15 protein-coding genes and 1 pseudogene are annotated in these 14938 nt (G+C 51.9%); 12 read left to right on the forward strand and 4 right to left on the reverse strand.

Translation table 11 applies throughout. The features are described from left to right. Window positions 1-25 precede the first annotated feature (25 nt). The 4 genes from IPM31_12585 (at window position 26) to vanZ (ending at window position 3470) form a co-directional block, all read left to right on the forward strand. Complete coding sequence (locus IPM31_12585) at window positions 26-1936, forward strand: S9 family peptidase (protein ID MBK9007820.1); 1911 nt, start codon at window positions 26-28, stop codon at window positions 1934-1936. Between the two features lie 142 nt (window positions 1937-2078). Next, window positions 2079-2357: a hypothetical protein gene (locus IPM31_12590; protein ID MBK9007821.1), complete on the forward strand. Its 279-nt coding sequence runs from the start codon at window positions 2079-2081 to the stop codon at window positions 2355-2357. Window positions 2358-2433: 76 nt separating this feature from the next. Continuing rightward, complete coding sequence (locus IPM31_12595; GenBank protein ID MBK9007822.1) at window positions 2434-3093, forward strand: DedA family protein; 660 nt, start codon at window positions 2434-2436, stop codon at window positions 3091-3093. 17 nt (window positions 3094-3110) lie between these two features. Beyond that, window positions 3111-3470 carry a VanZ family protein gene (gene vanZ, locus IPM31_12600; GenBank protein ID MBK9007823.1) on the forward strand — a complete coding sequence of 120 codons (360 nt, stop codon included), beginning with the start codon at window positions 3111-3113 and terminating at the stop codon, window positions 3468-3470. Here vanZ and IPM31_12605 read toward each other — a convergent pair. Further along, window positions 3467-4102 carry an FMN-binding negative transcriptional regulator gene (locus IPM31_12605; protein MBK9007824.1) on the reverse strand — a complete coding sequence of 212 codons (636 nt, stop codon included), beginning with the start codon at window positions 4100-4102 and terminating at the stop codon, window positions 3467-3469. The genes vanZ and IPM31_12605 overlap by 4 nt on opposite strands. Before the next feature lie 67 nt (window positions 4103-4169). After that, window positions 4170-5311: pseudogene (locus tag IPM31_12610) on the reverse strand (ISAs1 family transposase). Window positions 5312-5457: 146 nt separating this feature from the next. Here IPM31_12610 and IPM31_12615 point away from each other — a divergent pair. Then, window positions 5458-7008 (forward strand): fused MFS/spermidine synthase, encoded by a 1551-nt coding sequence (locus tag IPM31_12615; protein ID MBK9007825.1) that lies wholly within the window; start codon window positions 5458-5460, stop codon window positions 7006-7008. A 500-nt stretch (window positions 7009-7508) separates the two neighbouring features. On the opposite strand, the gene IPM31_12620 is transcribed toward IPM31_12615, so the two are convergent. Together IPM31_12620 and IPM31_12625 are read right to left on the reverse strand one after the other, a co-directional pair. Further along, window positions 7509-8306 (reverse strand): hypothetical protein, encoded by a 798-nt coding sequence (locus IPM31_12620; protein ID MBK9007826.1) that lies wholly within the window; start codon window positions 8304-8306, stop codon window positions 7509-7511. Between the two features lie 81 nt (window positions 8307-8387). After that, a complete protein-coding gene (locus tag IPM31_12625) occupies window positions 8388-8594 on the reverse strand; it encodes a helix-turn-helix transcriptional regulator (GenBank protein MBK9007827.1) in 207 nt (68 codons plus the stop codon). A 129-nt stretch (window positions 8595-8723) separates the two neighbouring features. On the opposite strand from IPM31_12625, the gene IPM31_12630 reads away from it, so the two are divergent. The 7 genes from IPM31_12630 to IPM31_12660 all read left to right on the forward strand — a co-directional run bounded on the left by IPM31_12630 (window position 8724) and on the right by IPM31_12660 (window position 14928). Beyond that, a complete protein-coding gene (locus IPM31_12630) occupies window positions 8724-9401 on the forward strand; it encodes a TIGR01906 family membrane protein (GenBank protein MBK9007828.1) in 678 nt (225 codons plus the stop codon). A 115-nt stretch (window positions 9402-9516) separates the two neighbouring features. Next, entirely contained in the window at window positions 9517-10275 is a 759-nt protein-coding gene (gene fabG, locus IPM31_12635) for a 3-oxoacyl-[acyl-carrier-protein] reductase (protein ID MBK9007829.1), read from the forward strand. A gap of 57 nt (window positions 10276-10332) precedes the next feature. Continuing rightward, window positions 10333-10692: an Asp23/Gls24 family envelope stress response protein gene (locus IPM31_12640; protein MBK9007830.1), complete on the forward strand. Its 360-nt coding sequence runs from the start codon at window positions 10333-10335 to the stop codon at window positions 10690-10692. Next, window positions 10689-11120, forward strand: a complete 432-nt coding sequence (gene nusB / locus IPM31_12645; protein ID MBK9007831.1) for a transcription antitermination factor NusB — start codon at window positions 10689-10691, stop codon at window positions 11118-11120. Before IPM31_12640 ends, nusB begins: the two co-directional genes overlap by 4 nt. After that, window positions 11121-11525, forward strand: coding sequence for a hypothetical protein (locus IPM31_12650; GenBank protein ID MBK9007832.1), 405 nt, complete (start codon window positions 11121-11123; stop codon window positions 11523-11525). It begins immediately after the preceding gene. Next, the gene (gene tatC, locus IPM31_12655) at window positions 11518-12405 is read left to right on the forward strand and encodes a twin-arginine translocase subunit TatC (protein ID MBK9007833.1); all 888 of its coding nucleotides are present in this window, start codon (window positions 11518-11520) and stop codon (window positions 12403-12405) included. The genes IPM31_12650 and tatC overlap by 8 nt, the downstream gene beginning before the upstream one ends. 21 nt (window positions 12406-12426) lie before the next feature. After that, window positions 12427-14928: a hypothetical protein gene (locus IPM31_12660; GenBank protein MBK9007834.1), complete on the forward strand. Its 2502-nt coding sequence runs from the start codon at window positions 12427-12429 to the stop codon at window positions 14926-14928. Window positions 14929-14938 lie beyond the last annotated feature (10 nt).

Raw genomic sequence — 14938 nt, forward strand, 5'->3', positions numbered from 1 at the left:
ATCAAATTTCAAGAGGAGCCTTGCCATGTCGTATCGTGTCGAATCGTTGATGTCTGCCCGATTGTTCGTTGTGCCGCAATATGCCGACAAAAAAGTTTTCTTTTTGAGCAACCTGTCTGGGCATTTGAGTTTGTATGCGATGAAGTTCGGCGGAAGCGTGCCTGAGCCGTTGTTGCCGCCGCACATCGCGTTGCAGAATCCGCATTTGATCGGCGGGTTATCGTTTTATGTTTTTTCCAAACTCAAGAAAATCCTTGTGATGATAGATAAAGACGGCGATGAAAATTATCAGCCGATGTTGATCCCGCTGGACGGCGGTTTTCCTGAACCTGCGTTCGGCAATTTCTTTGCATCGTATCGCGTTCATTTAGGCGAATGCGATGCGGAAAAGGGATTTGTGTACTTGGGCGCGGAACGGCGTGACATTGCCTTGATCGAAACTTATCGCGGCGATTTGAAGACAGGCAAGTTGACCAAGATCGCTGAGTATCCATTTGGCTTGGGCGTCGGCGCGCATAGCAAAGATCACAACAAGTTATTGCTCGGCACAGGGTATGAGGTCGGCGATAGTGTGTTTCGTTTATGGGAAAAGGGCAAACAAAAAACTCTCTACGGAAAAATGATGGAAGATCGCGCCGAAGGCGAGAACGTTCCGCTCAACGGACTCGGCTCTGCAGTGTTCTCTCCAAGTGAAAAAGGCGCGGTGGTTGTCTCTTCGGTTTTTGAAGACACATACAGTCTCGGCTATCTCGATCTTTCAAAACCAGGCGAGCTTGAGCGCGTGCAATTGAAAGGGGTAAAACACAAAGGCGTTGGCGAACTTGTCGAAGTCGCGCATCTTGGCAAAGATCGCTATTTGCTTCAGTTCAACATTGACGGCTGTTCGTGGGTGTATGAAGGCGTGTTCGATGAAAAGAAAAGATTGATGACCCTCGCGCATGTTTTGGTCGGCGCGAAACCGCTCGACGGCGGAATGCTCGAGCGCGTTCACTACGACTCCAAAGCGGACTCGTTCACCTTCTCATTCTCAACCGCCACATCGCCGACACAGCTCTACACGGTCAGCGGCAAAAAACGGAATGTGGTTACAAAGCATACCAGCGAAAAGATTCTTGGGATTCCCGACTCGCTTCTTTCAAAAGGGGAGGACGCTTCGTTCCTCTCGCACGACGGACTGCGCACCTCCGCGCGGCTTTATCTCCCCGCCAAGGGACTCGGCTTCAAGGGCGCGCGGCCCGTTGTCTATTACATTCACGGCGGTCCGCAGGGACAAGAACGCCCCGACTTTGCGTGGTTCTCAATGCCGTTGATCCAATATCTCACATTGCGCGGATTTGCGGTCTTTGTGCCGAACGTGCGCGGTTCCACGGGTTATGGACTCTCCTACACCAAACACGTTGACCGCGACTGGGGCGGGCAGGATCGCCTCGATCATGCGTATGCGATGACGAAGGTATTGCCAAAAGATAAACGGCTGGATGTTTCCCGCGCGGCGGTAGTTGGTCGCTCGTATGGCGGCTACATGACGTTGATGCAGGCGGGACTGCATCCCGACTTGTGGAAAGCCTCATGCGATATGTTCGGTCCGTATGACTTGTTGACGTTCTCGGAACGAATCCCCGCGACATGGAAGCCCTATTATAAGATCGCGTTGGGCGACCCCGAAAAAGCGGACGAACGCGCCTTCCTCGTTGACCGTTCGCCGAAGACGCATCTGCACAACATGTCCGCGCCGATGCTCGTCATTCAAGGACGCAACGATCCGCGTGTGGTCGCCGCCGAATCCGAAGACCTCGTGCGCGAGTTAAAGTCCAAAGGCAAAGATATCGAACTGCTCGTCTTTGAAGATGAAGGTCACGACGTCTTGAAATACGAGAACCGCGTGACCTGCTACAATGCGATCACCGATTTCTTTGCGAAGTATTTGAAACCGTAGAGAGTAAACAAGGAAACACGTAGATAGGTAAACACGGAGCGAAAATTCTCTAATTCTCTAATTCTCTAATTCTCTAATTCTCTAATTCTCTAATTCTCCGATCTCTAATCTCCAGTCTCCAATCTCTTCTCTTTCCCGATCCATGACTATCCCCTCCCTCCTCTTCGCCCTCCTCATCGCCGTGCTCCTCGGCTCGCTTTATCATTTGATTCGCGGCGGAGGTTTTTGGCGGTTCATGTTGTATCTCGGCTTGAGCGTTCTCGGTTTCGCCGCAGGTCATCTCGTTGGTCTGTGGCAGGGATGGGTATTGTTCCCTCTTGGTTCGCTTAATATAGGTATGTCTTCGTTGGGAAGCATTATCATTCTTGTGATCGGAGACTGGCTCAGCCGAATCGAGCCGAAAGAGGAAAGCACGGTATAATCTGCGCCTGTTGAATACCCAAAACTTCGGAAGTCGAATATAGACTTCCGAAGTTTATATCTGAAAAGAAAGCGCCATGGAACAAATAAAATTTTTAATTGACTTCATCCTGCACATTGACGATCACTTGAGAAACATCATCATGGATTACGGCGTCTGGACGCACGGCATCCTGTTCGCGGTGATCTTCATCGAGACAGGCTTGGTCGTCATGCCGTTCCTGCCCGGCGATTCGTTGTTGTTCGCGGCGGGCGCCTTCGCGGCAGACGGCTTGCTGAACGTTTGGGGCTTGATCGTTTTGCTGATCATCGCGGCAGTGTTGGGAGACGCGGTGAACTATTCCATCGGTCATTATCTCGGCGAGCGCGCATACAGCATCAAATGGATCAAAAAGGAATACATCGAAAAGACCCACGCCTTTTTTGAAAAACATGGCGGCAAAGCGATCTTCCTTGCGCGCTTTGTTCCCATCGTCCGCACATTTGCGCCGTTCGTCGCGGGCGTCGGAAAAATGTCGTATGCTTATTTCGCCACGTACAACATCGTGGGCGGTATAACTTGGGTTCTGCTATTCACCTTGCTCGGTTACTTCTTTGGCAGACTCGAATTTGTGCAAAAGCACTTTGAACTGGTCATCATCGTCATCGTTCTGATGTCCGTCGTTCCAATGTTTGTCGAGTGGTGGAAGGCGCGGCGCGAATCGAAAATGGAAAAGGCAAACGCAGAGACGCCCTAAGGCGTCTCTTTTTTCATATGAAATGGCTTGCGATTCTTTTCGCGCTCTTCATCGCCCTCATCATCATTCTTGCAGACACTGGGAATCTTGGCATCCTCGGATTCATCAACTCGATTCCCTATGGCGATAAAGCGGGACACTTCATCCTCTTCGGGATTCTTACCCTGCTCCTCGACCTGACCTTTCTCCGCTCGCTTCCAAACCGTGACCCGAAACTGGTCGCAGTTTCAATCGGCTTGACCCTCGCCCTCGTCATCGGCGCGGAAGAATACTCGCAACAATTTTTCCACAGCCGCACATTCTCTTTGCTCGATCTCGCCTTCAGTTACCTCGGCGTGCTTTTCTTTTCGTGGGTGGCATTAAGAATCAAACGTTAGGGGCGGGGGCTTCGTCTCCGCGTTTGTCTATTGCTCTTCATCGCCTCCGCCACTTCGTGCGACATTTCATCCTCTCGTTCTTCGAGCATCTCAACGATATTTTGGTAATCCTCGTCGTTGCGATTCTGGCTCAACTTGTAATTCGCTTCGATTTTAGTCACCTCGATTTGAAACGCAACGATGCCCTTGATCTCCTTCGCCACAAAATCTTGCGGGAGAGTTTCCAACTTGTAATGGCTTGCCGTCTCGTGACGATCGGTCAGCCGTTTGAGAATTTGATACGCCTCATCATAGTCTTCGACAATGCGCAGCTTGCCATACACATGCACCGCCTGATAATTCCACGTCGGCACGTTGACGTGGTTGTACCACGTCGGCGAAATGTACGTGTGCGGTCCGTGAAAGATGGCCAACACCTCCGCGTTCTTCTCAAACGTCTTCCACAACGGATTCGCCCGTGACATGTGTCCATTGATGAAAAGTTTTTCGCCCTCCTCAAATATCTCAACCAACAAATGGCTTGCCGTCGGCTTCTCGCCATCGTACGTCACCAGAATCGCAAACTCATTCTGTCGCAGAAACTTGATAATTTTGGCGCGGTCTTCCTCGCGATACAACTTCGGTGTATACATTTTTCTCCTTTGAGCAATAAAAGTATATCACCCCACTTCCAGAACAATCTCTATAGGGCAATCGCATCTAAATCGGTGAGGCGAGGACTTTGAGGAGGTAATCCTGGTTCCAAGCGGCTTGGAGTTGCTTGGCATGCATACCGCCTTTGGCGGTTTTCTCCTGTTTGAGCAGATTGAGCGCAATGTGGCGAAGGACGGCGAAGTTTTCAGGAGCTTGATCTTTACGCACACGACTATGGTCTTCCCGCAAAGCCACATCCAAGACCCAGTGCAGTTCATTTTCAATCGCCCAGTGTCTGCGCACCAGATGTAACAATCGTTTCGGGTGACTGGGCAGGCTGGAGATATAGTAGCGTACTGTTTTGGTTTCCTTGCCAGCCACGTTCCGCGTGCACACGAGCATGACAATGCTTTGCAGACCAGGCCAGTTTTCTTTGTTACGAATCAAGTTTAGATAGGCAGGATCAGAGGTACTCCAGCATTCTCGAATTTCTATGCGCCCATGTCCCTTATTCGCTGTCTTGTCATAGTCCAGGAAGCATATTTGAAGTTGTGGGCTTGATCGACCGCAAACACGACCGAAATATCTTCAAACAGACGCCCCTGGTTCTCTTTCACACTCAAAACATAATCTGCCTGAGCTGCGACGATGGTTTGGGCAATATTGGTTTGGGTTCCTATGGCATCTATGGTCACAATACAGCCTGCAAGCGCCAGAATCTTGAGTAATTCGGGGATGGCGGTGATCTCGTTCGACTTTTCGTCCACTTTACGCTGTCCCAGAACAATCTCGTTTTCTTCCGCCCAAGCGCTGACCATATAAATGGCTCGTTTGCCCAGTAGCCGATCCTGCGAGCCACCCAAACGCTTCCCATCAATATTGATGATTTGCCCTGGGATGATCTCATTGACTGCCCAGACCCATTCGTAAAACGCCAACTGGAACTGTTGGGCATCCAACTTCGAGAAGACCCGACCAAAAGTGTCATGCGACGGGATACCATTCGGCAATTCAAGAAACGTGCTCAGCCAGACTATCTTGCTATGCCCAAAATGCTCAATGTCCGTCCAGCCTTCCGCTCCACAGATCACCGCACATATGGCGATGCTGATCAAATCTATGAGTTTATGTTCCTTCGTTCGATCCACCCGCGGATCGCTCACTTTGCTAAAATGCTCGGCGATCGCCTCCAATGGCTTCTTTGTCATGGCTATCTCCTTCAAGATAGCCCTTTTTTACCTCAATTTAGATGCAATCGCCCTAACAATCTCTAGTCTCCAGTCTCTAATCTCTGCTCCTCAAATTCTCTAATTCTCCCAATTACCATCCCCGTCAAACGGTATAATCCTCCCCAATGAAAAAATACCTCCTCTTCACCGTCTTCATCTCAGGCATGACCACCCTCGCCGCCGAACTCGCGGCGGGACGACTCATCGGCAACGTGTTCGGCACGAGCAACATCGTCTGGGCAAGCATCATCGGACTGATCCTCATCTACCTCACGCTCGGATATTTCCTCGGCGGCAAATGGGCGGATGCGAACCCGACTCCCGCCGCAATGTATCGCGTCCTCGCGTGGGGCGCGTTCACGCTGGGACTCGTCCCCTACATTGCGAGTCCCGTTTTGCGAGCCGCGGCAACTGCGTTCGATTCACTGCAAGTGGGAATCCTCGGCGCGTCGTTCATCGCGGTGTTGATTCTGTTCATCGTTCCCATCACTTTGCTCGGAACAATCTCTCCCTATGCGATTCGACTAACCGTTGACGACACCTCCCGCGCGGGACAAATTTCGGGACAAATTTATTCGATCTCGACTCTCGGCTCATTCATCGGGACGTTCCTGCCCACCCTCGTCACCATCCCCGCGATTGGAACGAAAAACACGTTTCTATTATTCAGCATGATCCTTTTGTTGGTCGCGCTCATTGGGTTGGCGCGGTTTGCTAGTCAACGCGACATGCTCAAGCATGTTTGGATGCCGTTCATACTAGTTGCGCTTGCTCTGCTTACCGCGAATCAATCCATGAAGGCGAGCGCGGCGCAAGTCTACGAAACTGAATCCGCGTACAACTACATCGAGGTGTTGAATCAAAACGGCTTCACGGTCCTGCGTCTCAACGAGGGACAGGGCGTTCACTCGATCTACAGCCCCAACACGCTTCAATACAACGGGCCGTGGGATCAATTCCTCGCCAGCCCGTATTTTTATGCAAATAAAAAACCATCGGACGTTAAGCGCGTCGCTATCGTTGGTCTCGCGGCGGGGACAACTGCCCGGCAAATGACCGCTGTGTACGGCGACATTCCCATTGACGGCTACGAACTCGACCCGAAGATCGTCGAAGTGGGGCGCAACTATTTTGACATGAACATGCCCAACCTAAATGTCATCATCGGCGATGGTCGTCTCAACCTCGAACGAAGCGAACAAAAATACGACATCATCGCCGTGGACGCGTACCGCCCGCCGTACATTCCTCCGCACATGACGACGCAAGAATTCTTCGAGATCTGCGCCTCCCACCTGACGGAGAACGGGGTGCTCACCATCAACTCTGCCTCCGTCCCCGGCGACCGCCGCCTCATCAACGGACTCGCCACCACGATGGCGACTATTTTCCCTTCCATATATACAGTGGATATTCCCGGCTCGTTGAACACGATGATCTTCGCCACCAAGCAGAAAACCATCCCTGAGAATTTTGCGATGAACTTGTTGGCGTTATCAAGTGACTCCACAGTCAATCCACTGCTAATCACAACCATGACTGTGACATTTGCCAACCTCAATACGGACTACGAGCCAGCCACCGTCTTCACCGACGATCACGCGCCTATCGAATGGATCGTCAATGATATGGTGATTCGATTTATTCTCGAGGGTGGGACGGAGTATTTGGAGTAAAAAAGCCCCGAATGGAAATTCGGGGCTTTTTGGTTTCATTGAGACATTCAGCGCCTTCTAGTAATGTATCTCGTAGCGATTTACAGTGGGGCGCCACGTATTATTTATCGTTTTAAAATCATGTTGACCAAGGTCTTGCAATTGTATCGAGGATGTGCAACCGGCATACGCTATACCCGCAAAGGATCGCTGAAATGAATTTGCGTTGGTGTTTACTGCGCCTACTGACGATTGAAAACGGGTAGTATATGCGTTAGAAGGAGCGCAATATTGCCGAACTGTCCACCACGTATAACCAATTTGCCCTATTCCAAGATCACACTGGCTTCTTACGTACGCAGTCCAAGTAGACCCTTGCGTGATGGTTTTCGAAGCCGTGCAATTGGCATCCCCTACTCCACCGTTCGTCGAAGATGTTCCTGCAAGAACACCAACTGGAATTAATACGCTTGTGATTATGACCAATAGAATAGCAAGATGGAAATTTCGCTGGAGCGATATCATTGTTGCGCCTCCCGATTTTCTTTTAGGGTGAAATACTCAAGGACGTCGCTGGGTGGCTCGTAATCAAGTCTTATCTCTTCGATTTGAAGATTCATTAATACACGCCGAGATCCGTCTTCTAAGTTTACAGTGCTCATTTCGCTAACGATAAAACCTGTGGTGGCGTCAAACACAAATTCATATTCCATGGAAAGAAGTTTTTTTGAATAATCCAGCATTTTCAAAGGTTGCTTCTCGACATATTTAATTTTGAACTGGATAGATTCTTTTCCGTCCTTGTCGATTTGTTCGCTTTTGAGGTCGGGGAATTTTAGATGATAGGCTAATCCATAATCAGGCACAAGTATATAAGGTTCGGTTGGGATAATCTCATCTACTGTCGTATTCCATGCTGTACCATTACTAAACATGCCTACCTGGATAACTTGGCCATCCTCTGTCCTTTGAATGCTTATTGACTTCTCCACCATACCTGCGGCGTTGATGTACCACCACGATTCCGATCTAGAGTTTACAAGAGGCAGGACATCTTTCTCTGTAGGAGCATCAACATCATATTGAACATGCTCGCGAATATAGAACCATCCTTCCTTGATTATATTGTTGAGTACTTTTATTTTCAATTGATCGTAGAGCGCTTTATTTGGCGATAAAAGCGAGTCTTCGCTAGTCTTCACCGCCTTTCGTGCAGAAACCTCGCTGATATTGGTATTCACCGCAACAGCGCTGCTTATGACAAGACTTACCGCTACTAGGGCGACCATCATTATCAGAATCAGCCTTGATATTTTCATATTTACTCCTTTAAATAATCGTGAACATTTTAGATCATATCAGTGTAGGGTTTGTTGTCAACTACGGATTCCCGAATCTTGTTACTTTTTGAACAAAGTAATGAGTTTCAACACTGCTTCGGTTCGAGAACATACCTCCAACTTTTCATAAATATGGGTCAGGTGGTGTTCAACTGCGCGCGTCGAAACGCCAAGTTGCAAGGCAATCTCTTGTGTGCTTTTGCCTTCGAGCAACAGGTGAATTACTTCTACTTCCTTATCGGTAAATTGGCGCTGTTGATTTTCCATATCACTGCCTCCTCCAATGAATTAAAACTTCCCTATCAGCAAATTTTCTTATACCACAGTGTTTTTTTTTTTTTTTTGCATAGCCTATTTGTACCCACAACTTGGAATTTGTCTTACAATAAGACAAAAATGAAAACAAAAATGTTCCCTTTTTTCTCCTGGCTCGTTACTATTCTCGTCCCCCTCGTCCTCATCGGGCTGGGACTGCGGTTACTGTTAACTACTGCCTTCCTCCAAGTCGAATACAACATGCCGTACTTTCCGCGTGATGAATACGGCTTCACAAAAGAAGACCGTTTGAGGTGGGCGCCATACGCGTTGAAGTTTCTCATCAACAGCGCGGAAATTTCGTATCTTGGCGATTTGAAATTCGATGATGGGACTCCCTTGTACAACGAGCGCGAGTTAAGTCACATGGAGGATGTCAAGCAGGTGACAAAGGGCGCGTTGAATCTGTGGTATGCGACCCTGGCGATCTTGCTCGGGCTGGGGATTTGGTCAAAGGTTTCCCACTGGGAGCAGGCATACCGTCAAGGCTTGATGCGAGGTGGATGGTTGATGGTTGGGTTGGCTGGTGTCATCGGGTTGATCGTTGCGATCGGTATTGTTATCAATCCAAATGTCTTTTGGGGTTTCTTCACGGCATTTCACAAATTATTTTTCGTTGGCGACTCGTGGTTGTTTCTGTATTCGGATACCTTGATCCGCCTGTTCCCCATCCGTTTTTGGCAGGATGCGTTCTTGCTCGCGGCAGTCATCGCGCTGGGGGGAGGGGTTGCGTTGGGCATGGGGTTGAAAGGCAAATAGTGAAGCCGTGCTGGTTACTGCGTATTGCGTACTACATAGTACGCAATACGCAGTATGGAAAACGCAGTACGTAATACAAAGTACAGTGTATAATTTCGCGCGAGGAGACTCATACATGGCAGAATCGTTATCGCTTGAAAACAAAGTTGCGGTGGTGACGGGCGGTTCGCGCGGGATCGGTCGCGCGGTGGCGCTCGAGCTCGCGGCGCGCGGCGCGGCAGTGGTCGTCAACTACAACAAATCCTCCGATGCGGCGGATGAAGTGGTGAAAGCCGTGCAATCGTCGGGAGGAAAAGCCGCCGCGTTTCAAGCGGACGTGTCCGACTTCAAACAAGCCGAGGCGTTGATCAAGTTTGCGATTGACACATTCGGCGACCTGAGCATCCTCGTCAACAATGCAGGCATCACAAAAGATACTCTCATCATGATGATGTCTGAATCCGATTGGGACTCGGTCATCGCGACGAATCTCAAATCCACGTTCAATTGTTCGAAAGCCGCGGTCAAACATATGATGCGAAAACGCGCGGGACGCATCATCAACATGGCTTCGGTGGCTGGGCAAATGGGGAACCCGGGTCAGGTAAATTATTCCGCATCCAAAGGCGGGCAGATCGCGTTCACAAAATCATTGGCGCGCGAAGTTGCGGCGCGAAATATCACCGTCAACGCGATTGCGCCCGGGTTTGTGGACACAGAAATCCTCGACGCGATGTCGCCGGAAACGCTCGAGGCGTCGCTGAAATTAGTCCCGCTGGCGCGCAAAGGCAAGCCTGAAGAGATCGCCTATGCGGTCGCGTTCCTCGCCTCCGACCAAGCCGCGTTCATCACCGGTCAGGTGTTGGGCGTGGATGGCGGCATGGCGATGATGTGAGAAGAACAGAGATTAGAGACTGGAGATTGGTCGCCAGTCTCTGTTTGTGGAGAATCTATGACAGACTTACCCTCCCTCGATAAAACCACCATCGCTCCCGATGTGCTTGTGACCATCGTGAGATTATCCGCGTTGGGGACGCCGGGCGTCAGCCGTATGGCAGGCGTCACGGGCGGAGTGAACCGTCTGTTCCGTCGCGGAGTCCATGATGGAGTGCGGATCGAAGTCGAAGATAATTTGGTTGTCATCGACTTGCATTTGATCCTCAAACGCGATGTGAATATCCGCGAAGTGAGCCGTAACGTGCAGGAACAGGTGACGCGGGCGGTGACCGAAACGGTTGGCATGGATGTGGGCGCGGTGGATGTGCATGTTGAGAATATCGATTACGAAGATGGAGAGGCTGGTCTGGCATGAAATCCCGCACCAGGGCGCGTTCGATCGCCCTGCAAGTACTTTACGAAGTGGATATTGCAAATCATATTCCGGGCGATGTGTTGAAATTGCGGCTGGAAGATTTTCCGCTGTCGGACGATCTCTCGGAGTTCACGCGCAAGATCGTCTTTGGAGTGCTTCCGCTCTCATCTAATTTAGACCTGCTGATCTCGAAGTATGCGCCGGAATGGCCCCTCGACCAGATCGCGGCGATCGACAGGAACATCTTGCGGATCGCGCTGTGGGAGTTTGCGGTCTTTCACGAAACGCCGATCAAAGTTGCCATTAATGAAGCGGTGGAACTGGCGAAACTCTACGGCTCCGATTCCGCGCCGCGTTTTGTGAATGGGGTGCTTGGCGCGTTGGCAGATCACCAGCACGAGATCAAACAAATCCTGCAAAAGGCATAAATGGAAATTTTAGGCGTTGGACCTTCCGAGTTCTTTTTTATCGTTCTCATTGCCATCATTGTTCTTGGACCGAAAAACATGAAGCAGGCGGGGCGCACCATCGGTCATCTCCTCAACCGTTACGTTACTTCCGACGCGGGGAAAGTGATCGCGAACACCTTCAAAGAGGTTACCAATCTTCCACAGCGGTTGATGCGCGAAGCAAACCTTGAAGACTTTCAAAAGGAAGCGGATTTGACAAACGTCATCGCTCCGCCGGCCGCCAAACGCTCCCCGACTTCCACGATGAAAGCGCCTCAAACCAGAAAACCGCCAGCGCCGAAAAAGCCCCAAGCCACCGATTCGGTTTCGCGCAACTCTACTGAGACAATTGAGGAACGGGCAGACGAAACAAAACATGAGTAAATTTTTTAATCGGTTGTGGCGGGCGCTGACGTTCCCGTTTGTTCTTCTGTACAAGATCATCCTCTTTCCTCTTCAAGCCCCGGCGCGGGCGTGGAAATACCTCAACACCGACCCGGATGAGACCTCGGAAAAAACGCTGATCGATCACGTGGAGGATTTCCGCGCGCACCTGCTGTGGATATTGGTCATCATCGCCGTGGCTGTGGGAGTGTCTTTTTATTTCACCATCCCGTTGATGGAATACCTCGCCATTCCCGTGGGCGGGCTTACGAAATTGCAGGCGATTGAGGTGACCGAAGAGATCGGCGTTTATATGAGGGTGGCATTGACCAGCGGCTTGACGATTTCCATTCCCTTCATTGCTTTTGGTTTTTGGCAGTTTGCCGCGACCGGGTTGAAGGCTCGCGAGAAGAAATTCAGCCTGCTTGCCATTCCGGTCGCCACGATCCTTTTTGTGGGCGGAGTCTGGACGACCCATCGTCTTTTGATTCCAGCCGCCCTGCCGTTTTTAGGCGGATTTACCGAGATCGCCCAAGTGTGGACGGCAAAGGAATATTTTGGTTTTATCACAGGCTTGATGTTATGGATCGGACTGTTCTTCGAATCGCCGCTGGTGATTTTTGCCCTTACGTATGTTGGCATTGTCCAACCGAAAGTATTAGTTGAACAATGGAGACTTGCCATTGTGATCATTGCCATTCTTGCCGCCGCGGTCACGCCAACCATCGACCCGGTCAACATGGGTTTGGTGATGTTGCCGATGACCCTGCTTTATTTTTTCAGCATCCTGTTGAGCTACTTTGCCGCGGCGTTGCGCGGGAGAAGCGCGAGGGCTGTGGAACCTGTTGAGGAGTTCGGAGCAGGCAAACCCGTCGGATGAAGCGATAGATCGAGGAGAGAAATGAACGCGCGTATTCCCATATCCCAGCGGATGCTTCTTGTGATGACTGTTTTGGCGTTGGTCAATCAAGCCTGCGCCATTTCATTGATCAAGTGGCCCACGTTTCCGACGGCAGTCGTCAACACGCCGCTCCCCGGCGGACCAACCGCCACGCCCGCGCCGCGCGCCGATGTGACCTTTACCGTGCGCGTGCCAGACCCGCTTCTGCCGGGGGAAAAGGTTGTGATCCGCGTGTTGGATGAAGTTGCCGGGCTGGCATACAACCCGGTGGATTATGAACTCAGCCCGATCGATACCGTTACCTATACGCGGACCTTGCAGATCCCCGATCAGGCGGTGATCCGTTATGTTTATGTTCGCTACCCATCCGCCACGCAAGAAGACACGAATCTCGACCAGCCCATTCGCTACCGGTTGTTTTACGCCAGCGGAAATACGCAGATCATCGACACGGTCAGCAGTTGGACGGACAAGCCGGTCAACACGCTTTCGGGGAGTATTTTCGGCGCTGTAGTGAACGCCGACACCAACCAGCCGATCCCCGATATTCTTGTAACCGCCGGTGGCGAACAATCCTTGACCGACTCAGCCGGGCGGTTCCTGCTTTCCGGTTTGCGCGCCGGCACGCACAACCTCGTCGCCTACGCGTTGGATGGTTCGTACCAGGTCTTTCAGCAAGGCGCGGCAGTGGCAGATAACCAGGTCACCCAAGCCGCCCAGATTCGACTCAAGCAACTGCCGCAAGTGAACGTGACGTTCATCGTCTCCATCCCGCAGGGGACTCAAGGCGCGCTTCGCATCGCGGGAAGCCTGCTTCAGTTTGGCAACACCTTCGCCGACCTGCGCGGCGGACTCAGTACCGTCGCCGACCGGATGCCGATTCTGCAACTCGGCGCGGACGGCAGATACACCACCACGATCCGTCTCCCTGTTGGCGCGGATGTGCAATACAAATACACCATCGGCGATGGGTATTGGAATTCGGAATTCACTTCGGAGGGGAGGTTCGTCACGCGCCGCATCCTTGTCGGCTCGCAGGATATGACCATTCAGGATGCCGTTCACTCGTGGCAAAACGGGCCGCCCAACGCGCCGATCCTTTTTGATGTGACCGTGCCCGCCAATACTCCGCCGGGCGATATCATCTACATCCAGTTCTCGCACAATGGCTGGACTCCTCCCATCCCCATGCAAAACGCCGGTGGAAACCACTGGACGTTCAAGTTATACGGTCCGCTCCGCGACAGTTCGACGTTCGCCTATCGTTACTGCCGCAACGCCCAATGCGACTCGGCGGACGAATCGAAACAAGTCGGTCCCACAGCGCATGGGCGCAACATCTCGGGCACGATCACGCCGCAATTCCTCACCGACACGGTCGATGCGTGGGCTTGGCCCCAGGTTGCCGGCAGCGCCACCCTCGTGCAAACCAACATCCCGTCGCGCGGAGCCGGGTTTATAGCGGGCATCGAATATCAGGCGTATTACGATCCCAACGTCCCGCGCTTCAATGATGCCGCCCTCCAAAACATCAAAGGCATCGGCGCGAACTGGGTGATCTACACTCCCTCGTGGACGTACGAACGGGTCAGCCCGATCGTGTTCGCGCAACAGCCCGGCAAAGACGCGTTTTGGAAAGACACCCTCGACGCGGTCACCCAAGCGCGCGCGCAAAGCCTCAACGTTGCCATATTTCCACAACCCCGTTTCGCTACGAACGCCGCCGATTTTTGGAGCAAAGCCCCGCGCGATGGAACCTGGTGGAACGACTGGTTCGACCACTATCGCGCCTTCGCCATCCATTTTGCCGACCAGGCAACACAATCTGGCGCGCAGGGCTTGATCATCGGTGGAGATTGGATTCTCCCGGCTCTTCCCAACGGGAAGCTTGCCGATGGCTCCCCCAGCGGAGTCCCAGCCGACGCGGACGCCCGTTGGAAATCGATTATCGCGGAGATTCGCCAGCGCTTCCGCGGAAACCTGCTTTTTGCAATCCCATACAACACCACCGATTTCACGCCGCCGGTGACGGTCTTGCAAGACACCGACGCCGTATACCTGTTGTGGTTCGCAAAAATAAGTTCGCTTGCCGCCCCCAACAAGACAGATATGATGAATGAGGCTGGCAGACTCCTCGACCAGAATATTGCGCCGTGGCAACAACAGATCGCCAAACCATTTGTGATCGCGCTATCGTACCCGTCTGCGACAAATTCAGCCACAGGATGTATTCCCAGCGCGAGCGGGACCTGCCTCGATTGGACCGCCCTCAGCCGCCCCAACGCAGACCTCGCCACCGTAAACATCGACCTGCAACAACAAGTGGATATCTACGATGCCATCTTCAACGCCCTGAATGCGCGCTCATGGGTGAGCGGGTTGGTCAGCCGCGGATATTTTGCGCCGGTTGAGTTACAGGACAAATCCGCGTCGGTGCATGGCAAGCCCGCGCGGGATGTGTTATGGTATTGGTTCCCAAGATTGTTGGGAATTACACAATAGACCTCTGGCG

Origin of the sequence: Candidatus Defluviilinea gracilis (assembly GCA_016716235.1) — a bacterium.
GTDB lineage: Bacteria > Chloroflexota > Anaerolineae > Anaerolineales > Villigracilaceae > Defluviilinea > Defluviilinea gracilis.

Excerpts from the sequence above, each read along its gene's own strand:
- IPM31_12585 (MBK9007820.1), top strand. The coding sequence starts at position 26 with ATGTCGTATCGTGTCGAATCGTTGATGTCTGCCCGATTGTTCGTTGTG.
- IPM31_12590 (MBK9007821.1), top strand. The coding sequence starts at position 2,079 with ATGACTATCCCCTCCCTCCTCTTCGCCCTCCTCATCGCCGTGCTCCTC.
- IPM31_12595 (MBK9007822.1), top strand. The coding sequence starts at position 2,434 with ATGGAACAAATAAAATTTTTAATTGACTTCATCCTGCACATTGACGAT.
- vanZ (MBK9007823.1), top strand. The coding sequence starts at position 3,111 with ATGAAATGGCTTGCGATTCTTTTCGCGCTCTTCATCGCCCTCATCATC.
- IPM31_12605 (MBK9007824.1), bottom strand. The coding sequence starts at position 4,102 with ATGTATACACCGAAGTTGTATCGCGAGGAAGACCGCGCCAAAATTATC.
- IPM31_12615 (MBK9007825.1), top strand. The coding sequence starts at position 5,458 with ATGAAAAAATACCTCCTCTTCACCGTCTTCATCTCAGGCATGACCACC.
- IPM31_12620 (MBK9007826.1), bottom strand. The coding sequence starts at position 8,306 with ATGAAAATATCAAGGCTGATTCTGATAATGATGGTCGCCCTAGTAGCG.
- IPM31_12625 (MBK9007827.1), bottom strand. The coding sequence starts at position 8,594 with ATGGAAAATCAACAGCGCCAATTTACCGATAAGGAAGTAGAAGTAATT.
- IPM31_12630 (MBK9007828.1), top strand. The coding sequence starts at position 8,724 with ATGAAAACAAAAATGTTCCCTTTTTTCTCCTGGCTCGTTACTATTCTC.
- fabG (MBK9007829.1), top strand. The coding sequence starts at position 9,517 with ATGGCAGAATCGTTATCGCTTGAAAACAAAGTTGCGGTGGTGACGGGC.
- IPM31_12640 (MBK9007830.1), top strand. The coding sequence starts at position 10,333 with ATGACAGACTTACCCTCCCTCGATAAAACCACCATCGCTCCCGATGTG.
- nusB (MBK9007831.1), top strand. The coding sequence starts at position 10,689 with ATGAAATCCCGCACCAGGGCGCGTTCGATCGCCCTGCAAGTACTTTAC.
- IPM31_12650 (MBK9007832.1), top strand. The coding sequence starts at position 11,121 with ATGGAAATTTTAGGCGTTGGACCTTCCGAGTTCTTTTTTATCGTTCTC.
- tatC (MBK9007833.1), top strand. The coding sequence starts at position 11,518 with ATGAGTAAATTTTTTAATCGGTTGTGGCGGGCGCTGACGTTCCCGTTT.
- IPM31_12660 (MBK9007834.1), top strand. The coding sequence starts at position 12,427 with ATGAACGCGCGTATTCCCATATCCCAGCGGATGCTTCTTGTGATGACT.